Genomic DNA, 20,396 nt, shown 5'->3' with positions numbered 1-20,396 from the left:
AGGCCCGCGGTGAGCCAACCGTTTGCAAGCACCCCTTCTGTAGCGAGAGACGTAACGCGGAATGGCTTTGCTCTAAATCCCGGAGCACCCACAGAGTATCCGTTTTGAATAGTCGTATTTACTATGCACAAAACAAAAAAACAAGGTCCCTCACCGGATCTTGTTTTTTTGTTTCTTCACCATTTTGTCAATATTTATATAGCTGTCGCATAGGATAAGGAAACAAATTGTTCGAGAGATAGGCGGGGATTCGAATGGAAGAACAAGAGAACAGTCGATTTGTTGTTACTGAAGAAAATTGGACTCTCCATCGCAAAGGCCACCAGGATCAGCAACGCCATCTGGATAAAATTAAAGAAGTGTTGCAAAGTAACTTACCAGACTTGATTAGTGAGGAAAGTATCGTATTATCTAATGGAAAAGAAGTAATAAAAATCCCAATTCGCTCATTGGATGAATTTAAAATTCGTTACAACCACGATAAGTCCAAGCACGTTGGCCAAGGGCAAGGAGATAGTGCAGTTGGTGATGTAGTTGCGCAAGGAGAGCAACAGGCACAACCAGGGCAAGGCAAAGAAGCCGGGGATCAACCAGGTCAAGACATCTATGAAACGGAAGTATCAATGGAAGAATTGGAAGAAATGTTTTTCAAGGAATTAGAACTTCCAGATTTAGAACAAAAAGAACAATCGGTTACGACGATTGAAGACATTGACTTTACAGACATACGCAAAAAAGGATTGATTGGCAATATAGATAAAAAACGTACGTTGCTTTCGGCTATCAAACGAAATGCGATGAAAGGCAAAGCAGAAATTGCTCCAATTATGGAAGATGATTTGCGATTTAAAACATGGAATCCCGTTGAAAAGCCACAGTCAAAAGCAGTCGTTCTCGCAATGATGGATACAAGTGGTTCGATGGGGAAATTTGAGAAGTATATGGCAAGAAGTTTCTTTTTCTGGATGACGAAGTTCTTGCGTACAAAGTATGAGACAGTGGATATCGAATTTATTGCACACCACACAGAAGCGAAAGTCGTGACGGAAGAGAACTTTTTCAATAAAGGGGAGAGCGGCGGAACGAGGTGCTCCTCGGCTTATGAGAAGGCATTACAAGTGATTAAGGAATCGTATCCGCCAGCTAGTTATAATATTTATCCCGTACACTTTTCAGATGGTGAGAATATGACGAGTGATAATCGTAAATGTTTAGATTACGTTGATGAATTATTGGCAATCTCCAATATGTTTGGTTATGCGGAAGTCAATGAGCACCGAAGAATGTCAACACTCATGTCGGCTTATAAATCAATCGAGCATCCAAAGTTTAATTACTATATTTTGCAGAAAAACCGCGATGTCTACTTTGCGCTGAAGAAGTTTTTTGAAAAGCGAAAGGAGGGATTCCGCTGACTGAACAACTAGCCTTAGAACGTGCGATTGCAGAGATTACGGAAATTGCCAGTGGATTTGGATTGGATTTTTACCCGATGCGCTATGAAATTTGTCCAGCAGATATCCTCTATACATTCGGTGCGTACGGCATGCCAACGCGATTTACACATTGGAGTTTCGGTAAACAGTTCCATAAAATGAAACTCCAATATGACGTTGGATTAAGTAAAATTTATGAGTTAGTCATTAATTCGAATCCTTGCTACGCGTTTTTATTGAATACGAATAGCTTGATCCAAAATAAATTAATCATTGCGCATGTACTCGCGCATTGCGACTTCTTTAAGAATAATATTTACTTCTCCAAAACACGTAAAGATATGGTAGAAAGTATGGCATCGACTGCAGAGCGCATTGCAGACTATGAAATTCGCTATGGCAAGCAACGTGTGGAAACATTTTTAGATGCGGTACTAGCGATTCAAGAGCATGTTGATCCAAGTTTGTCAAGAGATGCAAAGCCGGCCTCTTCTTTATTTGATCAACCGAAGCCTAAACGCGCAGCGTATGATGATTTATGGGACTTGGATCATCGTCCGATCATTGGACAGCAGGTGATTGAAATGAATAAGAAAAATCCACCGCAGCAAGAGAAAGATGTATTGCTATTTATTTTGGAAAACAGCCGAAACATAACAAATTGGCAAGCGGACATTTTGACGATGTTACGCGAGGAAATGCTTTATTTTTGGCCACAGTTAGAAACGAAAATTATGAACGAAGGCTGGGCATCCTACTGGCATCAGCAAATATTACGGCAAATGGACTTAACGCCAGCAGAGACAATTGAATTTGCAAAGCTCAACGCTAACGTTCTACAGCCTTCTAAGACTACGATTAATCCGTATTATCTCGGTGTGAAAATGTTCGAAGATATCGAGAAGCGCTATGATGCGTCGGCTAAAGAAGCAGAGCTTCGTGGAGAACGGACAACAACAGGACGTGAGAAAATTTTTGAAGCACGTGAAATTGAAAATGACACATCGTTCATCCGCAACTATTTGACCGATGACTTGATCAAGCAAGAAGATATGTACGTCTTTCAAAAGCAGGAGAATCTTTACAAAATATCAGACAAGCAAACTGACGCTGTCCGCAACCAGTTAATCGGCATGCGCGTCAATGGAGGCTTTCCTTATATAGTCGTAGAAGATGGGGATTACATGCGTAACGGAGAACTCTACCTCGTTCATCGATACGAAGACACTGAACTAGACCTACCTTACTTGGAGCATGTATTACCTCATATACACCATCTGTGGGGGCGTATCGTGCATATAGAGACTGTGCTAGAAAATAAGGCGCTAGTATTCTCATATGATGGCCATAAAGTGTTTAGACGGTCTAAATAAAATGTTCGACTAAAGAATAGACATCGGTCTATTCTTTTTCTATGCAAAAGTTATATTAATTAATGAGGTAAAGGCTTTTCATTTCTTCCGACTAATGTTATTTTTAAAGTATATTAACTCATTAACGCGATAAAGAGTTAGAAATAGGGGGAAACAAAGTGAAGAAAATAGCCTTTGCATTATTGGTATCTGCAATGCTTTTAGTAATTGCAGGCTGTTCGGACAAGTCTTCTGACGGAGATCAGTCAACGGATGCTGGGAAAGCCAAAGAAATCATCGTCGGCGTTGACGATAAGTTCGCACCAATGGGCTTCCGTGATGACAAGAATGAATTAGTCGGATTCGATATCGAAATGGCAACAGCCGCGGCTGAGCATATGGGTGCTACAGCGAAATTCCAGCCAATCGATTGGAAGACAAAAGAAACAGAACTAAGCAGTGGCCGTATTGATTTGATTTGGAATGGCTACACGATTACAGATGAGCGGAAAGAAAAAGTATTATTCACAAAACCTTATTTGGATAATAATCAAGTTGTTGTTACACTAGCTGACTCAAGCATCAACGCAATTGAAGATCTAGATGGCAAGGAAGTCGGTGTACAAGCACTGTCTTCTGCAGGTCCTGCACTAGAAAGTCACCCAATCCATGAAAAAGTGAAAAAAGTCACGGAGTTCGCGGATAATGTACTTGCATTAACAGATTTGAAAACAGGTCGTTTGGATGCAGTCGTTATTGATGAGGTAGTTATCGATTACTACATTACATCAGAAGAAGGTGTATTTAAGAAGTTAGACGGTTCATTAGCTGTTGAAGAATATGGAATCGGCGTTAAAAAAGGTAACGAACAATTGCTTGAAGATCTTCAAAAAGCATTGGATACAATGAATGAAGACGGAACAGCAGCGGACATCTCCACAAAATGGTTTGGTGAAGATAAAGTCCTTCGTTAAGTTATAAGAAATTATTATATGCCACGGAAGGCTAATGAGAGTTAACTTTCTGTGGCATTATATTATGAAGAAGTATAATGAACCGCAGAAGGTTTTTTGGAGGAATTTAAAATGACTTATGAATATTTCATGTCGATGCTGATCCCAATGCTTGAAGGAGCTAAAGCGACCGTTTTATTGTTCGTGCTCGCCATTGTGCTTTCGATTCCACTTGGTTTCTTGTTGACACTTGCCGTAAGAAGTAGTATTAAACCAATTTCTTTTTTGGCGCAGACCTATATTTATGTGATGCGTGGGACTCCTTTGTTATTGCAGCTATTGTTCTTTGTATTTGGTTTACCACTTCTTCCGGTAATTGGAGAATATTTAGTGTTAGATCGTTTTGTAGCTGCGACGCTCGCGTTTATTTTGAACTACGCAGCATACTTTGCTGAAATCTTTCGTGGTGGGTTACTGTCTATCGATAAAGGTCAATATGAGGCTTCACAAGTACTTGGGTTATCTAAATGGCAGACAACCGTTCGTGTCATTTTACCGCAAATGTTCCGCGTGACTTTGCCCCCGATTGCCAATGAATCAGTTTCATTAGTAAAGGATACGGCTCTGTTATATGCAGTGGCGGTTCCAGAATTGCTTCACTATGCACAGACCGTGGTCAATCGCGATTTCACGATCATTCCGTTTTTCATTGCGGCAGGGATTTATTTGCTAATAGCCTTTGGGTTGACGGTTGTGTTCAAATATTTAGAGAGAAAGCTGCAATACGATTGAGGGGAGAAAACTATGTCTTTCATTGAAGTGCGTAATTTACAAAAATCATTCGGATCACTAGAAGTTTTAAAAGATATTTCGTTTGATGTAGAACAAAATGATGTCTTGGCCATCATCGGACCTTCAGGATCAGGGAAAAGTACGATGCTTCGTAGTTTGATCCAGTTGGAGCAAGTCGGTGGTGGCAGTATTTTAGTTGATGGCGATTATTTGGTGAACAATGGAGTTTACACAAGTCCAGCAGATAGTAAAAAGATCAATGCAAAAATGGGAATGGTATTTCAGCAATTTAATCTATTTCCGCATCTGACTGTCAAACAAAACTTAGAGTTAGCACCAAAACTTGTGAAAAAAGAAAAAGCTAAAGAATACAGTAATCGAGCGATTGAACTGCTTGATAAAGTAGGTCTTGCTTCAAAAGCAGATGAATTTCCATCAAGGTTATCTGGTGGTCAAAAACAGCGTGTGGCGATAGCGCGGGCGTTAATGATGAACCCGGAAATACTATTATTTGATGAGCCAACTTCTGCACTTGATCCGCAGTTGACGAAAGAAGTGCTACACGTTATGAAAAATCTAGCAGAAGAACATATGACAATGATAGTCGTAACACATGAAATGGAATTCGCAAGCAGCGTAGCGAATCGTGTGATTTTTATGGACGACGGAATGATCGTCGAGTCGGGCAGTCCAGATGAAATATTTAAAACACCAAAAGAACAGCGTACGAAACAGTTTTTGAATTATGAAATGAATGAGTAAAATCATAAAAAGTAGCTTGTCGCATAGTAGTTTCTGCGATAGGCTGTTTTTTTTTGAGAATTTATTTGCAATATGGAATATTCCATTGACGGATAGCAAAGTAACGTGTAGGATTACGTATAATTATTGCCTTTTCTGAATATACCGACAGGCGATAGATATTATGTTAGGAGGATTTTGAATGATGAAACGTTGGGTGACTTATGCGACGGCACTTTTTAGTATTGTGCTCATTCTAGCTGCGTGTGGTGGGGAAAAGGAGTCATCAGGTTCAGCAACAGACGACCAAAATGATGATAAAGAGAATGGTAAACAAAAATATACGATTGGTGTTACGCAAATCGTTGAACACCCATCTTTAGATGCTGCGCTAGAAGGTTTCCAAAAAGCGATTGAAGATGCTGGTTTGGAAGTTGAATACGATAAGCAAAATGCGCAAAATGATAACAGTTCGAACGTAACAATTGCAAACAACTTAGCAGGCGCAGGAGTTGACTTGATTTTTGCAAACTCTACACCAAGTGCACAAGCAGCAGTAAGTGCAACACAGGATATTCCGATTATCTTCACTTCAGTAACGGATGCGGTTGCAGCAGAATTAGTAGCTTCTAACGAAGAGCCGGGGGGCAATGTCACAGGAACAATTGATAATCATCCGGATGCAATTTCAAACACAATGAAGTTTTTGAAAGATAGCTTGGGTACAAAAAAAGTGGGTATGATCTTCAATTCTGGAGAGCAAAATTCACGTCTACAAGTCGATTCAGTAAAAGAAATCTTGAAAGATATGGATATGGAAGTAGTTGAGGCGTCTGTTGCAACATCAGCTGATGTAAAACAAGCGGCAGAATCATTGATTGGATCTGTAGACTCATTCTATATCATCACAGACAACACTGTTGTTTCCGCTTTGGAATCTGTGATTTCTGTTGCGAATGACAATAAAATTCCGATGATGGTCGGCGAGTTCGATTCAGTTAAACGTGGTGGACTTGGTGCGTACGGTTTCGAGTATTATGACATCGGTTATGAAGCAGGACAGATGGCAGCGCAGGTTCTTACGGGAGAAGCAAAAACAGAGACATTACCTGTGCAAGTACCTCAAAACTTGAAATTACTGTTGAACCAAAAGACTGCAGAAGCAATCGGTCTTGAAATTCAAGATGATTGGAATGCAGAAATTGTAGAATAAACTAGGAGATGGTCGTGCATGTTTTCAGCTGTATTTGGCTCAGTTGAGCAGGGCATCATCTATGCGATTATGGCACTCGGAGTGTATCTTACATTCCGAGTGCTTGATTTTCCGGATTTAACAGTGGATGGAAGTTTTGTAACAGGTGCAGCTGTAGCCGCTACGATGATCGTTTTTGATTATCATCCGCTTGTTGCAACATTAACCGCTATTGTGGTCGGTTTTTTTGCGGGATGTATAACTGGATTATTACATACCAAAGGAAAAATCAATCCACTTTTATCCGGAATACTTATGATGATAGCTCTTTACTCGATAAACCTTCGGATAATGGGACTGACTACTGAAAGCTCAGTAGGACGTCCGAACATTCCACTTTTAAACGCAGAAACGATTTTTAGTAAGTTTCAAGGATTTTGGAGTAACCTTGGGGTAGACGAAGTGATTAATGGCTTATTGTCTGGGCTAGGAATTGAACATCTTCCTTCCACATGGGGTACATTGTTCTTGATGATTCTTGTAACGATTATTATTAAATTTATTGCGGACTGGTTCTTACAGACTGAATTAGGTCTAGCGATTCGTGCAACAGGTGATAATAAAAAGATGATTCGTAGTTTTTCTGCGAATACAGATACGCTAGTCATTCTTGGTCTAGGAATTTCCAATGCACTCGTCGCATTTTCAGGTTCACTGATTGCTCAGTATGGTAAATTTGCGGATAACGGCATGGGAATCGGTATGATTATTATCGGTTTGGCTTCTGTCATTATCGGAGAAGCAATCTTTGGAACGAAGACGATTTTCCGCACAACGTTGGCTGTCATCATCGGTGCAGTTATTTACCGAATCGTCTTGGGACTATCCTTGCGTGTGAAAATTCTTGACTCAGGGGATATGAAACTGATTACTGCGGTGATTGTAATCGCGGCTTTGATCATTCCACAGATTTTGGACAAGAGACGCGAAAAAGCGAGGAAAGCAAAAAGGCAAGCTGAACGAATGGAAATGAAAGCATCACAAGGAGGTCATCGCGTTGCTGAAACTGGACAACATCAATAAGATTTTCAACGAGGCGACCCCGGATGAAAAAGTGGCGCTAGATCAGATCAATCTTCATTTAAGACCAGGTGACTTCGTAACGGTGATCGGGAGTAATGGTGCAGGAAAGTCAACGATGATGAATATGATTTCGGGTGCATTGACTCCAGATTTCGGTTCTATCTGTATTGATAATAAAGACGTTACTCGTTTAGCAGAGTTCAAACGTTCGAAGATGATTGGACGTGTGTTCCAAGATCCAATGGCTGGAACGGCCCCAACGATGACGATTGAAGAGAATTTGGCGATGGCCTATTCACGCAATAAATTACGTTCACTACGTAGCGGAGTAGATAAGAAGCGCAAAGATTTATTCCGAACATCGCTTGAAACTTTGCACTTGAACTTAGAGAATCGGATGATGGCGAAAGTAGGATTATTGTCAGGTGGAGAACGTCAAGCACTTTCTTTGTTGATGGCGACGTTCACTCAGCCGTCTATTCTCTTGCTAGATGAGCACACGGCTGCACTTGACCCTTCACGTGCGGAGTTGATCACAGATCTGACTAAGCGTCTAGTCGAGCAGGATAAGCTCACGACGTTAATGGTGACGCATAATATGCAACAGGCGCTCGACCTTGGAAATCGTTTGATCATGATGGATAAGGGACAGATCATTTTGGAAGTCGAAGAAGAGCAAAAGAAAGATTTAACCATTGCGAAGTTGATGGCTGAGTTCCAGCGTATTCGCGGTGAACAATTAACGAGCGACGCTGCACTATTGTCGGTATAATACATGAAAGCCCCTGTTCCGTTGTTTAGGAAGAGGGGCTTAGTTTATTATTCAATTCTATTTATGCAAGTTTAGCTACCTGCTTTTTGATTACGTGTACCCAGCCAAAAGGATCTTCTTCTGCACCGGTTTGAATATGTGTCAATGTATTGTAGAGCTGTTGAGAAAGTTTGCCGGTCTCGCCATTGCCGATGACCATTTTATAGCCATCCCAGTTTAATTCGCCAACTGGGGAAATAACAGCGGCTGTGCCGGTGCCGAAAATTTCTTCAAGTTCACCATTTTCATAAGCATTTTTAATTTCTTCCATTGAAATCTTTCGTTCGGCTACTGGTATATTCCAGTGACGCAATAACTGTAGGATGGATTTTCGTGTGATACCTTCTAAAATACTACCGTTGATTGCAGGGGTAACAACTTCACCGTTGATTTTGAAGAAAATATTCATACTTCCAACTTCTTCAACATACTTTCGTTCTACACCGTCAAGCCATAGTACCTGTGAATAGCCTGCCTGAGCGGCCGCTTCTTGTGCTTTTAATGCAGAAGCATAGTTGCCTGCAGTTTTTGCACTACCCGTACCGCCCTTTGTTGCACGGACGAACTCATTTTCTACAAGGATTTTTACGGGGTGAATGCCTTCTTTATAGTAGGATCCAACAGGTGATAGAATCATAAAGAATTGATACTTTTTAGCTGGGGCAACGCCTAGGAAAGCTTCCGTTGCAATTACAAATGGGCGAATATATAATGAAGTCCCGTCTAATGTAGGAATCCAATCTTGCTCGATTTGAAGTAATTGATTGAGTGCGTAGAGCGCGTTTTCTTCATCGATTCTTGGCATGCACAGACGATCGAGTGAATAGTTTAGACGTTTCATATTTTCTTCTGGACGGAACAAACGAATTGTTCCTTCTTCCGAGCGATAAGCTTTCATCCCTTCAAATACGGTTTGACCGTAATGTAAGACGATGGCTGCAGGATCTAGAGTCAGAGGAGCGTATGGAACGATACGATGATTGTGCCAGCTTTTACCTTCTTCGTAATCTATGATGAGCATATGGTCCGTGAATGTCTTTCCGAAAATAAGGGTGGACGGGTCCGGTTTTTCCTTTTTGCTTTGTGTTAGTTGGACTTGCATAGGTAATCTTGTCATAATCATCAGATCTCCTCGGAGTGTAGAATATTCCGAAATCTTTTATTTCGAATAAAATAATTATACAGCTTTTCCCGAAAAAATAAAGTGAAAAGTTTGTTGAACTTGAAATGTATACAGTAAGGAGTGGGGTTTTTTGAAGAAAATTGTCATTATCGGTGCAGGAATTGTCGGAATTTCGACGGCTTATCATCTATCTGCAACAGATACAGAAGTGATTGTTGTAGATAGACAAGAGCCTGGCCAAGCAACGAAAGCAGCTGCGGGTATCATTTGTCCTTGGGCGTCGCAAAGACGTAATAAAGCCTGGTACGCACTGGCGTCAGCTGGGGCCGCATATTATCCTGAGCTGATCCGTTCATTGGAAGAAGAGGGAGAAAAACAGACGGGATATAAAAGAGTAGGTGCGCTAGCGATCCACACCGATGTGGAACGACTTCGTAAAAAGATGAAGTTACTTGAAGAACGAAGAATCTCATCTCCTGAAATTGGGGAAGTCCGCTTACTAGATGCCGGGCAGGCAAGAGAATATATGCCAATACTTTCTGATGAATATTATGCGCTTTGGATTTCGGGTGGAGCGAAAGTAGAAGGTAATAAATTGCGTGATGCATTGGAACGCGTGGCCAACAAGCGTGGTGTTAAGATTTTGAAAGGCACTGCCAAACCTTACATAGAAGAAGGAATCGTTTGTGGTGTTATCGTTGCTGATGAAATCATACGGGCAGATGAATTAATCGTGGCAGCTGGTGCATGGGCTCCTGAATTTATAGCGCCACTAGGTATAAAACTGCAAGTAGCTGGACAGAAGGCGCAAATCCTTCATTTGCAGACGAAACATGCGTCTTCTGGGGAGTGGCCAGTCATTATGCCGCCAAGCACGCAATATCTCGTACCGTTTCAACAGGGGCGCTTTGTAGCGGGGGCTACACATGAAGATACAGATGATTTCGAAATTCAGCCAACTGCAGGTGGTATACTAGAAGTATTGACGAATGCTTTACCGCTTGCGCCTGCTTTAAGTGAAGCGGAAGTTGCAGAAGTCCGCGTAGGGATTCGACCGTATACACCAAACTTTATGCCAGTAATTGGTGCGCTACCTGGTCATTCTAACATTTGGATAGCAAACGGATTAAGTTCATCTGGGTTAACCGTCGGGCCATTACTCGGTAAACTTTTATCCCAGTTGGTACTCGATAAGCCAACAGGATGGGATTTGGAAAACTATCAGATTTTGCAGATAATATAAGCGGACCATTGACTACATCTGTAGAATGATTATTATAAATATATAGATATTGATCGGTTAGGGGGAAGATTGAGTTGAGAAGATATGTTTCGTATTCAGATGAAGTTATTGAAGCGATGAAATATGATAAACCATTAGTCGCGTTGGAATCGACAATTATTACGTACGGTATGCCGTACCCGGAAAACGTTAGGGCGGCGCGTGAAGTCCAGCAAATCGTGCGAGATAATGGGGCGGTACCTGCAACGATTGCTATTATGGATGGTAAAATTAAAATTGGTTTATCAGATGAGGAATTAGAACGCTTTGGCGATAGCAAAGGTGTCGTGAAGGCATCAAGACGAGATATTAGTTATTTAATCGCAACGAAGCAACCAGGTGCGACGACTGTAGCTGCATCGATATTCTTTGCGGACTTGGCGAGAATTCGCGTGTTCACAACTGGTGCAATCGGTGGTGTGCATCGTGGTGTAGAAGAGACGATGGATATTTCGGCAGACTTGGATGAGTTCGCACGTACGAGTGTAGCGGTCGTCTGTTCAGGGGCAAAATCTATTTTAGATTTAGGAAAAACGCTAGAGTACTTAGAAACCAAAGGTGTACCAGTGATGGGTTATCAGACGGATATTTTTCCAGCGTTTTATACGAGAAGTAGTGCGCATCATGTAGATTATCAAGTAGATGACGTGGATATGATGGCGGAAATGTTGCGTGTGAAATGGAATTTAGGACTTGAAGGAAGTGCAATCATTGCCAATCCAATTCCAGAACAATATGCGATGGATGAACAGTATATGGAAAATATTGTTGCTGAGGCATTGGAAGAAGCAAGTCAACTAGGGATCAGTGGGAAAGAACTAACACCGCATATGCTGAAAAAAGTACAGGAACTTACAGGTGGAAAAAGCTTGGAAGCAAATATTGCATTAGTAAAATCTAATGCCGAACTTGCAGCGAAACTTGCAGTTAGTTTTAACGGCAATTAATAGTCGATTATTAGATGTGGATAGGTCGTGTTATGTTGAAAGTAGTTTCTTGGAACGTCAATGGTATTCGGGCGTGTGTGAAAAAGGGGTTTTCAAAGTTTTTTGATGAAATGGATGCGGATATTTTCTGTGTGCAGGAGATCAAATGCCAAGAAGGACAGATTGAATTGCCTTTTGACGGGTATTATCAATATTGGAATTATGCAGAGAAAAAAGGTTATTCAGGTACAGTGGTTTTCACGAAGCAACAGCCGCTGTCGGTGCAATATGGGTTAAATGATCTAAATCACGAACCAGAAGGCCGCGTGCTTACGTTAGAATTCGAACAGTTCTTTCTAGTGAATAGCTATACGCCGAACGCTCAAAGAGATTTAGCGCGTTTACCGTATAGATTGCAGTGGGAAGACGACATGCTTGCTCATTTAACTGCGTTAGATGCGAAAAAGCCTGTTGTCTACTGTGGTGATTTTAACGTTGCGCATGAGGAAATTGATATTTGCAATGTGAAATCAAATATAGGAAATTCAGGCTTTACCAAAGAAGAACGAGGGAAGATGACGCGTTTGCTTGAAAGTGGTTTTGTCGATACTTTCCGTTATTTGAATCCTACGACCGAAGGAGCTTATACGTGGTGGTCCTATATGCGAGATGTACGTGCCCGAAATATCGGCTGGCGCATTGATTATGTAATTGTTTCCAATCGATTGCAGTCGCTACTAAAAAGGGTTTCAATCCATGCAGAAGTACTCGGCAGTGACCATTGCCCTATTTCTGCTGAGTTAGATTGGTAAGTATACAGTTTCGCTTCATTGAACTAGTATGTTTTCCTGAATAGTGAATGAAGTGTTCAGCTATTTACTTGATTTTTGAATGTGAACTTAAAGAAAGCATCGTAAAGTTAATAAGTCATTTGATAACTACAATGAGTTATCAAAGTGCTTGTGGTCAGATCCCGGATCACTCATACGTTTCATATCCAAACGAAAGAGGCTAGGACAAAACCTCGAAAATGCATGAAGGACAATTAAATTGCCTCCATGCATTTTTCTTTTTGACTACGTATTTATAAACGTATCTTTTTTAAGAAACAGGAGCGTAAGGGAAGGGACTATTTTCTAGTAATGTCCCAGTCTGTTTTAGTTATAAAGCTTTTTCATTTGGAAATAGAAGTCGATCTTTTCCTGCACCCAGACCACTGATGAACAGTAATAACGCGATGAATAAAAATACATAAAGTGGAACGGTCCATGAGCCTGTCCAGTCATGCAAGTAACCGAACAGAACAGGGCCAACTGCAGCGAGTAAATAACCAACCGATTGCGCCATACCAGATAACGAAGCGGCTTCTTCTGGTGTTCTTGATCGCAATGTGAAGAACATCATCGATAAACCGAACGCTGCTCCGCCTGCTAGGCCGATAAAAATCATCCATAAAGCAGTTAAGCTCTCACTGCCAAATAAAACCCCACCATAACCAATTACATAACAAGTGAAGACTGTCACGACGAGTCCTTTTTGGTTGCGAACTTTATCCGCAATTACTGGTATGATGAAAACCATAGGTAATTGTGAGAACTGGACGAGCGATAACATCCAGCCTGCTGCTTCATCGGACATGCCACTATCTTGCAACACGACCGGCATCCAAGAGGAAGTCGTGTAAAATAGAAAGGATTGTAAACCCATAAAGAACGTAACGAACCAAGCGACAGGTGATTTCCAAAGTGGAATGGTTACTTGTACTTTCATCGTTTTGTTGATTTCCTTCTCTATTTCTCGCTTCACTCGGATTTGTGGAATCCATACAATGATTGCGATAAACGTAATGATACCCCAAATACCAAGCGCACCTTGCCAACCGTAAGACGTTTCGTTGGCGATTGGCACCGCAATACCTGAAGCGAGCGTTGCGGATATATTCATGGATACGGAGTATAAACCGGTCATCAAGCCGATATGTAGTGGGAAACTTAATTTTAATAAGCTTGGCAATAAAACGTTGGCAAAAGCGATACCGACACCGATTAAAAACGTGCCAAGTAGCAGTAAATTGCTCGAACCTTCAGAGCGTAGTAAAATACCTACCATTAAAATTAAAAGGGAATAAAAGAGCGTAGGCGCTAGTCCGAAACGTTTGGTTAGTCGCGGTGCAAACGGTGAGACAATCGCAAATGCAAGTAATGGAATTGTCGTCAGAAAGCCCGCAAGTGAATTGGATATGTGCAGTTGCTCGCGGATAGATCCGATAATTGGACCGACCGAAGTGAGCGGAGAACGAATGGTAGCAGCGATGAATAAGATGCCCGCTAATAAGATCCACTGACTCTTCGTGAAATGCAGATGTTTCGTAAGTTTCTCTTTTTCTAAATTCACCAAGATGAAGCCTCCTAAATTCTATGAAGATTATTCTGAGAAGCATATAGTTGCAACAGCCGAAAGGAGAGTCCTTTGTGGGGTACTTACTCATAGTCTTTGTAAATGTTATCACACCGATGTTAATTTTATTAGCAATTGGCGTAGTTTTGCAAATGAAATTTACTTTTAACGTCAAAGCATTAGGAAATATATTAACCTATTGCCTCATTCCAGCAGCAGTCTTTATGAATTTATACTATACCGTAATCAATGTCGAAGTTTTTCTCGAAGTGTTGATGTTTGTCGTATTATTTTCGACAACACTGATGTTCATCGGTCATTTATTTAGTAAAATGTTGCGGCTCAACCGTCAACAAACAGCTGTGCTGAAGAATAGTATCGTACTCATCAATTCAGGAAACTATGGATTACCTGTTAGTCAGCTAGTGTTCCATGCGAATCCACTTGGTGTATCGATTCAAATTGTCTTGATCGTTTATCAAAATCTGCTAACGTATTCTTATGGATTATATAATTTAGTTTCTTCTACACGGTCGGGTCCGGACATTTTTAAAGAATTCATCAAAATGCCAATTATTCATGCATTATGGCTAGGTGCGCTATTAAATTTGGCAGATATTCGACTGCCTAATTTTATTGAGTTGCCAATTGGTCATTTATCTGACGCTTTTATCGCCATTGCATTAATTACGCTAGGTGCACAATTAGCACAAATCCGAGTGAAAACGCTTTGGAATCGATTAATATTTTTAAGTGCTTTCGGAAGACTCTTTTTATCACCTGCAATTGCACTTGTTTTGATTGTAGTATTAAAAATCGATGGTGTCACCGCACAGTCATTATGGATTGCAAGTTCGTTCCCGACATCAAGAAATAGTTCTACATTAGCATTGGAGTATGATGTGGAATCGGAATTAGCGGCTCAAATTGTACTATTTAATACGGTAGCTAGTAGTTTCACAGTCGGCTTTATCATCTATCTTTCATCTATTGTATTTGTATGAATGGGGATTGAAAGTACTTCGATATCTGTCGTGATTACTAAAAAGGGGTGGCTGGTAAGGCGGTATTTTCCGCTCTGGTACACTCCGGTATCTTAAAAAAAGATACGTTTATAAATACACAGTCAAAAAGAAAAATGCATGAAGGCGAACTTCATGCATTTTTGAGGTTTTGTCCCAACCACTTGAATTACGGAAGAAAGGGTAAGGAAAGTGAAAAGGATGCCGTTACTCTGCGTTTTAGGAAGTCGCGTGTCTTTTGGGCCCGCGTCGAACCAACTGTCGGGTTGACGCTCCCAAAGTCGCTACCTAACACTTTACTTCGCTAGTGTTTTCTTCTGAAGTCAGTGTGTAAAATTATCAGCTTTGGATTTTCAGTTTTGTTGTAAACTTAAATAGTAGCGAACGTATAGTAAGTTGCTTGATAGCTACAATCTAATCCGGAATCACTACCTACTTTGAATCACAATAGTTACTTCTTACTACACTTTTTAGTTTCCCAGTCGATGTTGTTCATAGCGATGCTGAGTTGTTGCCTGCGTCAGTAATTTGACTAGTTGTGGATCGGTTGCTGTGTGATATGCATCGAGTGATTGTTGTAGTTGTTCAGCTGTGCGTGAGCCAATGAGCGCAGATGCTACGGTAGGCCGTTTGAGTGCGAATGCTAACGTGTATGCGTGTAAGTTGTCCGTTTGCTCCAATAAGGCTTGTACGGTTCGCTGTAGTTCGCTTTGTGCATAGGAAGCAAAGACATCCATCTTGGCTGCGCGTTTATTTCCTTCATTTGTCAACAACCCTTTTGCTAAGGTACCTCGTGTGACGACGGATGCGCCAAGTTTTTCAATCATCGAAAAATACTCTTCCGGACGGCGATCGAGTAAGTTATATTGCATCATTACAGAAACTGCATTGCTGTTTTTCAAAAAGCGTTCGATGACAGTCGGTCGAATGGAAGAAATACCGTACTCCCGTATGACGCCTTCTTTTTTTAATAGTTCAAATGCCTCAATCGTCTCATCTACGGAATCTTCCATCGTGCCACCGTGAAGCTGATACAGATCGATATAGTCTAGTTGTAATCTACGTAGACTTTCTTTCACTGCATGCATAATATGTTCTTTTGAAGGGTCCCATGTCCAGCCATCTTTTCCAGCTATCCATTTATTACCCGCTTTCGTCGCAATGATTAAATCATGTCTTTTTTCTTTTAGCACCTTACCGACAAGTTCCTCGTTTGTGCCTTTGTCGTATAGATCGGCTGTGTCGAAATAATTAATTCCACCTTCTACCGCAGCATCAAGTACAGAACGGGCCGCTTCTAGTTCGGTTGGCAAAGACATACAGCCTAGACCTAGTTCAGAAACATGCAATTTACTAGCCCCAAGTTTTCGCAACTTCATTTGCATCACTCCCTTACCTTTCATGGTACAATGAATAGTAGGTAGAAAACCAACGGAAAGGGTTGAAGATTGTATGAAATTTGAAGAGCGGACCCTCTCGACAGAACAGATATTTACAGGTAAAGTCATTTCCGTGCAAGTAGATGAAGTAGAACTACCAGACGGAAAAATCGCCAAAAGAGAATTAGTGAAACATCCAGGTGCAGTCGCGATTATCGCGCTGACAAGTGAAGGGAAACTGGTTTTAGTTGAGCAGTTTAGAAAGCCCCTTGAACGCACGATGATTGAAATCCCGGCAGGCAAAATTGAGCCAGGTGAAGAGCCTGAACTTACAGCGATTCGTGAATTAGAAGAAGAAACAGGCTACCGTGCCAATTCATTTACATACTTGCAGACCTTCTCGACCTCCCCAGGCTTCGCAGATGAAATCATTCACTTGTATGTAGCGAAGGATTTAGTCAAGGTGGCTCAGCCGGCTATAGGCGATGAAGATGAGTTTATAGAAGTACTGGAAGTATCTGTACAAGAAGCTGACGAATTAATCGCAAATGAACGAATTTATGATGCCAAAACAGTTGTAGCGGTATGGTACGCGAAAAGTCTATGATCTGAAAAAAATTGAGCTATTTCCTTCTGGACAAGCATATGTTGTACAAACGATGCGGAGGTGTCCTATTTATGGCTCGATCATTGTCTTTTATCTATTTATTCGTTATACTCGCAATCAGTTATATCGGAGGCGCTTTATTATTTAGGGAATGGCCAATTACATCACTCGAACAAATCGTTGGTTTATATGATCAACGTGTAGTGAAGGGAGCAGATGCGTCCATTTGGTCACCGATCATTGTAACGTTCAGTTTTATCACGCTGGCCATGATTCTTTCAAAATATAAAAGAGTCCGCTTTATCATTATGTTTATCGGTGCAGCGAAATGCGTATTGTTCGGTCTGTCGTCCACGTACTTTTTGTCGACAGGTATGAAATTGGTGATGTACACGGTTTGGTGGTTCCCATTTCAATTTATGGGGTGCTTAGTATTCCTAATCTTGTGCACCGTATTGAATCCGCCGTTCTTCACTTCACCGGCACATAAAAAAGATCGTCCACTATCTACTGTTCCGCTGTTGATTGGTTTACTTTTGATCATTCAGCTACTCGAATTAACAATCTATCATTTTATTACTTAATCTCTATAACAAGCTGAACGTTTCCTTTCTATTGTCATCTGGAAAGTCAGTTTGGTATACTAGAGACAATTGAGGGGGGCGTCGTATGGAAAGCCGAATTGAACGCATAAAGAAGCAATTGCACGGGGCCAGCTACAAGTTGACGCCTCAGCGTGAAGCGACTGTAGCGGTTCTTCTGGAAAATGAAGAAGATCACTTAAGTGCGGAAGATGTATTCCTTCTCGTAAAGGAAAAAGCGCCAGATATCGGGCTTGCTACTGTCTACCGTACATTGGAATTACTTACAGAATTAAAAGTAGTAGATAAAATTAACTTTGGCGATGGTGTGGCACGCTATGACCTTCGCGAAGAAGGTGCAGCGCGTTTCCACCATCACTTAATCTGTCTTGAATGTGGTATTGTAGACGAAATTCAAGAAGACTTGCTTGGAGAAGTGGAGAAAGTCGTGGAAAGCCGTTATGGATTTACAGTAAAAGACCACTGGCTAACTTTTCACGGGATTTGTAGTCGTTGTAAAGACGCAGAGAAAAAGAAAGAGGACAAGGGGATGGCATAAGTGCTATCCTTTTTTACTTTTCAAAAGAAAGGAGCACGGAGAGATGAAGGAAGCACATTTTGCATTGGAAGATTATTTGCACTTTCTAACAGTGGAGAGGCAGCTGGCACAAAATACAATCAAATCGTATAAGCGAGATCTAACAGCGTATATCCGTTTCATAGATAACCTGCCATTGGATATGCTTAATTCGATTGAACGTCCAACAGTTCTACAATATTTGCAGAAGCTGAAAGATAGCGGGAAATCTAGCAGAACCCTTTCAAGACATATATCCTCAATCCGCTCATTTCATCAGTTTTTAGTGCGGGAACAAGTGACGACACATGATTGTACGATTCACATCGAGCTACCGAAAATCGAACAGAAGTTACCTGATGTGTTGTCGATTCCTGAAATTGAACAGTTGTTGGATTCGATTGATTGCACAAACGCAAGAGGAATTCGTGACGTTGCCTTGCTGGAATTGTTATATGGGACCGGAATGAGGGTAAGTGAATTGATAGCGATCGATTTGGCTGATCTTCATTTGACGATGGGATTTGTCCGTGTGTTCGGAAAAGGAAGTAAAGAGCGGATTGTGCCTTTAGGTCGTTCGGCAGTAGATGCATGCACCCGCTATTTGAATGAATCGCGTTCTGTTTGTATCGGTTCTGGACAGGATACAGATGCATTATTTCTGAATATGCATGGGAGACGGCTAACTCGCCAAGGCTGTTGGAAGATTCTTAAGGATGCGGGACAGGAAGCGGATATTCAAAAGGTGATTACTCCCCACTTACTTCGGCATTCATTTGCTACGCATTTGATTGAAAATGGAGCTGATTTACGAGCGGTACAGGAGATGCTTGGTCATGCCGATATTTCCACTACGCAGCTATATACGCATGTCAGTAAGAAACGTTTAAAAGATGTATACAGCTTGTATCATCCACGAGCGTAAACTATTATTTGGAGGTTTTACTATGAAAAATTTACGTTATAATCGTATTCATTTAATCGTGTTAGACTCTGTAGGAATTGGTGAAGCGCCGGATGCAGCGGCTTTCGGTGATGTTGGATCGAATACACTCGGCCATATCGGTGAAGAGATGAACGGACTTAAACTTCCGAATCTTGAACGCTTAGGACTAGCGAACATTGGTCCGATTAAAGGATTAGCTGCGCAAGAGCAAACGCAAGGTTTCTATACGAAAATGGAAGAAGCATCTGTCGGTAAGGATACGATGACAGGACATTGGGAAATAATGGGTTTACTAATTGATAAGCCGTTTAAAGTGTATCCAAATGGTTTTCCAAAAGAATTAATTGACGAGCTAGAAGAGAAAACAGGTCGCAAAGTGATTGCAAACAAGCCGGCAAGCGGAACGGAAATCATTGAAGAACTAGGCGAAGAACATATGAAAACAGGCGCGCTCATCGTCTATACGTCTGCGGATCCTGTATTACAAATTGCAGCGCATGAAGATATTATTCCTATTCAAGAGCAATACCGTATTTGTGAAATTGCGAGAGAACTGACATTGCGTCCTGAATATTTAGTAGGTCGAGTCATTGCTAGACCGTTCGTTGGTGAACCCGGATCGTTCAAACGTACAACGAATCGCCATGATTATGCATTGAAGCCTTTTGGTAAAACGGTGATGAATGAACTAAAAGATCAAGACTATGACGTCATCGCGATCGGTAAAATTGCTGATATTTATAATGGGGAAGGCGTGACGGAAGCTGTTCGTACGAGTGGTAATATGGACGGTGTCGATAAATTAGTTACAGTAATGCAAAAAGAATTTGAAGGGCTTAGTTTTGTAAATTTGGTCGATTTTGACGCATTGTATGGTCACCGTCGTGATCCGATTGGTTATGGTAAAGCGTTAGAGGAATTCGATGCGCGTATACCGGAAATCATGGCCGCTCTTCAACCAGATGATTTATTGATTATCACAGCAGATCATGGGAACGACCCGGTTCACGAAGGTACGGACCATACGAGAGAATATGTTCCTCTATTGGTCTATTCCCCTTCCCAAAAAAATTCCGGAGCACTTCCAATTCGTAAAACGTTTGCGGACATTGGTGCAACAATTGCAGATAACTTCCAAGTTAATCCACCAGAACATGGCGAAAGTTTCTTATCTTTATTGACTGAGGAGGACTAAG

General features: G+C 41.2%; 20 protein-coding genes. 17 read left to right on the top strand and 3 right to left on the bottom strand.

The genetic code is table 11. The features are described from left to right. Positions 1-254: 254 nt before the first annotated feature. The 8 genes from yhbH (at position 255) to CSV79_RS00165 (ending at position 8,321) form a co-directional block, all read left to right on the top strand. Positions 255-1,415, top strand: coding sequence for a sporulation protein YhbH (gene yhbH / locus CSV79_RS00200; protein ID WP_099687017.1), 1,161 nt, complete (start codon positions 255-257; stop codon positions 1,413-1,415). Then, positions 1,412-2,809 (top strand): SpoVR family protein, encoded by a 1,398-nt coding sequence (locus CSV79_RS00195; RefSeq protein ID WP_369824895.1) that lies wholly within the window; start codon positions 1,412-1,414, stop codon positions 2,807-2,809. Before yhbH ends, CSV79_RS00195 begins: the two co-directional genes overlap by 4 nt. 158 nt (positions 2,810-2,967) lie before the next feature. Further along, positions 2,968-3,762: an amino acid ABC transporter substrate-binding protein gene (locus CSV79_RS00190; protein WP_099687015.1), complete on the top strand. Its 795-nt coding sequence runs from the start codon at positions 2,968-2,970 to the stop codon at positions 3,760-3,762. A gap of 111 nt (positions 3,763-3,873) precedes the next feature. Then, entirely contained in the window at positions 3,874-4,533 is a 660-nt protein-coding gene (locus CSV79_RS00185; RefSeq protein ID WP_099687014.1) for an amino acid ABC transporter permease, read from the top strand. A 12-nt stretch (positions 4,534-4,545) separates the two neighbouring features. Beyond that, a complete protein-coding gene (locus CSV79_RS00180) occupies positions 4,546-5,295 on the top strand; it encodes an amino acid ABC transporter ATP-binding protein (protein WP_099687013.1) in 750 nt (249 codons plus the stop codon). Between the two features lie 181 nt (positions 5,296-5,476). Continuing rightward, positions 5,477-6,487 carry an ABC transporter substrate-binding protein gene (locus CSV79_RS00175; RefSeq protein WP_099687012.1) on the top strand — a complete coding sequence of 337 codons (1,011 nt, stop codon included), beginning with the start codon at positions 5,477-5,479 and terminating at the stop codon, positions 6,485-6,487. Positions 6,488-6,505: 18 nt separating this feature from the next. Next, positions 6,506-7,549, top strand: a complete 1,044-nt coding sequence (locus CSV79_RS00170) for an ABC transporter permease (protein ID WP_099687011.1) — start codon at positions 6,506-6,508, stop codon at positions 7,547-7,549. Continuing rightward, positions 7,524-8,321 carry an ABC transporter ATP-binding protein gene (locus CSV79_RS00165; RefSeq protein WP_099687010.1) on the top strand — a complete coding sequence of 266 codons (798 nt, stop codon included), beginning with the start codon at positions 7,524-7,526 and terminating at the stop codon, positions 8,319-8,321. Before CSV79_RS00170 ends, CSV79_RS00165 begins: the two co-directional genes overlap by 26 nt. Before the next feature lie 61 nt (positions 8,322-8,382). Here CSV79_RS00165 and CSV79_RS00160 read toward each other — a convergent pair whose 3' ends face one another. After that, positions 8,383-9,477: a branched-chain amino acid aminotransferase gene (locus tag CSV79_RS00160; RefSeq protein WP_199171840.1), complete on the bottom strand. Its 1,095-nt coding sequence runs from the start codon at positions 9,475-9,477 to the stop codon at positions 8,383-8,385. Between the two features lie 136 nt (positions 9,478-9,613). On the opposite strand from CSV79_RS00160, the gene CSV79_RS00155 reads away from it, so the two are divergent. From CSV79_RS00155 to CSV79_RS00145, 3 genes are all read left to right on the top strand, one after another. Continuing rightward, the gene (locus CSV79_RS00155; RefSeq protein ID WP_099687008.1) at positions 9,614-10,726 is read left to right on the top strand and encodes an NAD(P)/FAD-dependent oxidoreductase; all 1,113 of its coding nucleotides are present in this window, start codon (positions 9,614-9,616) and stop codon (positions 10,724-10,726) included. Positions 10,727-10,800: 74 nt separating this feature from the next. Next, positions 10,801-11,712 carry a pseudouridine-5'-phosphate glycosidase gene (locus tag CSV79_RS00150; protein ID WP_099687007.1) on the top strand — a complete coding sequence of 304 codons (912 nt, stop codon included), beginning with the start codon at positions 10,801-10,803 and terminating at the stop codon, positions 11,710-11,712. A gap of 35 nt (positions 11,713-11,747) precedes the next feature. After that, the gene (locus tag CSV79_RS00145; protein ID WP_099687218.1) at positions 11,748-12,503 is read left to right on the top strand and encodes an exodeoxyribonuclease III; all 756 of its coding nucleotides are present in this window, start codon (positions 11,748-11,750) and stop codon (positions 12,501-12,503) included. Positions 12,504-12,852: 349 nt separating this feature from the next. Here the strand turns inward: CSV79_RS00145 and CSV79_RS00140 are convergent, their stop codons facing one another. Beyond that, positions 12,853-14,085 carry a CynX/NimT family MFS transporter gene (locus tag CSV79_RS00140; RefSeq protein ID WP_099687217.1) on the bottom strand — a complete coding sequence of 411 codons (1,233 nt, stop codon included), beginning with the start codon at positions 14,083-14,085 and terminating at the stop codon, positions 12,853-12,855. 77 nt (positions 14,086-14,162) lie between these two features. Between CSV79_RS00140 and CSV79_RS00135 the strand changes: the two genes are divergently transcribed. After that, the gene (locus CSV79_RS00135) at positions 14,163-15,092 is read left to right on the top strand and encodes an AEC family transporter (RefSeq protein WP_099687006.1); all 930 of its coding nucleotides are present in this window, start codon (positions 14,163-14,165) and stop codon (positions 15,090-15,092) included. Positions 15,093-15,580: 488 nt separating this feature from the next. Here CSV79_RS00135 and CSV79_RS00130 read toward each other — a convergent pair whose 3' ends face one another. Further along, the gene (locus CSV79_RS00130; RefSeq protein ID WP_233201327.1) at positions 15,581-16,489 is read right to left on the bottom strand and encodes an aldo/keto reductase; all 909 of its coding nucleotides are present in this window, start codon (positions 16,487-16,489) and stop codon (positions 15,581-15,583) included. Between the two features lie 73 nt (positions 16,490-16,562). Between CSV79_RS00130 and CSV79_RS00125 the strand changes: the two genes are divergently transcribed. From CSV79_RS00125 to deoB, 5 genes are all read left to right on the top strand, one after another. After that, positions 16,563-17,096 (top strand): NUDIX hydrolase, encoded by a 534-nt coding sequence (locus CSV79_RS00125; protein WP_099687004.1) that lies wholly within the window; start codon positions 16,563-16,565, stop codon positions 17,094-17,096. A gap of 71 nt (positions 17,097-17,167) precedes the next feature. Next, positions 17,168-17,680, top strand: coding sequence for a hypothetical protein (locus tag CSV79_RS00120; protein WP_099687003.1), 513 nt, complete (start codon positions 17,168-17,170; stop codon positions 17,678-17,680). Positions 17,681-17,765: 85 nt separating this feature from the next. After that, positions 17,766-18,236 (top strand): ferric iron uptake transcriptional regulator, encoded by a 471-nt coding sequence (fur, locus tag CSV79_RS00115; RefSeq protein ID WP_099687002.1) that lies wholly within the window; start codon positions 17,766-17,768, stop codon positions 18,234-18,236. 43 nt (positions 18,237-18,279) lie between these two features. Beyond that, positions 18,280-19,179 carry a site-specific tyrosine recombinase XerD gene (xerD, locus tag CSV79_RS00110; RefSeq protein WP_099687001.1) on the top strand — a complete coding sequence of 300 codons (900 nt, stop codon included), beginning with the start codon at positions 18,280-18,282 and terminating at the stop codon, positions 19,177-19,179. A gap of 22 nt (positions 19,180-19,201) precedes the next feature. Beyond that, complete coding sequence (gene deoB / locus CSV79_RS00105; protein ID WP_099687000.1) at positions 19,202-20,395, top strand: phosphopentomutase; 1,194 nt, start codon at positions 19,202-19,204, stop codon at positions 20,393-20,395. The last annotated feature ends 1 nt before the right edge of the window (position 20,396 follow it).

The sequence above is a fragment of the Sporosarcina sp. P13 genome, from assembly GCF_002743055.1.
In the GTDB taxonomy this organism is placed as follows: Bacteria; Bacillota; Bacilli; order Bacillales_A; family Planococcaceae; genus Sporosarcina.
The sequence above is the reverse complement of the archived record's forward strand: the minus strand, read 5'-3'. Positions and strand labels throughout refer to the sequence as shown.

Coding starts and splice junctions, on each gene's coding strand:
- yhbH (WP_099687017.1), top strand. CDS start 255: ATGGAAGAACAAGAGAACAGTCGATTTGTTGTTACTGAAGAAAATTGG.
- CSV79_RS00185 (WP_099687014.1), top strand. CDS start 3,874: ATGACTTATGAATATTTCATGTCGATGCTGATCCCAATGCTTGAAGGA.
- CSV79_RS00180 (WP_099687013.1), top strand. CDS start 4,546: ATGTCTTTCATTGAAGTGCGTAATTTACAAAAATCATTCGGATCACTA.
- CSV79_RS00175 (WP_099687012.1), top strand. CDS start 5,477: ATGATGAAACGTTGGGTGACTTATGCGACGGCACTTTTTAGTATTGTG.
- CSV79_RS00170 (WP_099687011.1), top strand. CDS start 6,506: ATGTTTTCAGCTGTATTTGGCTCAGTTGAGCAGGGCATCATCTATGCG.
- CSV79_RS00160 (WP_199171840.1), bottom strand. CDS start 9,477: ATGACAAGATTACCTATGCAAGTCCAACTAACACAAAGCAAAAAGGAA.
- CSV79_RS00130 (WP_233201327.1), bottom strand. CDS start 16,489: ATGAAGTTGCGAAAACTTGGGGCTAGTAAATTGCATGTTTCTGAACTA.
- CSV79_RS00125 (WP_099687004.1), top strand. CDS start 16,563: ATGAAATTTGAAGAGCGGACCCTCTCGACAGAACAGATATTTACAGGT.
- CSV79_RS00120 (WP_099687003.1), top strand. CDS start 17,168: ATGGCTCGATCATTGTCTTTTATCTATTTATTCGTTATACTCGCAATC.
- fur (WP_099687002.1), top strand. CDS start 17,766: ATGGAAAGCCGAATTGAACGCATAAAGAAGCAATTGCACGGGGCCAGC.
- xerD (WP_099687001.1), top strand. CDS start 18,280: ATGAAGGAAGCACATTTTGCATTGGAAGATTATTTGCACTTTCTAACA.
- deoB (WP_099687000.1), top strand. CDS start 19,202: ATGAAAAATTTACGTTATAATCGTATTCATTTAATCGTGTTAGACTCT.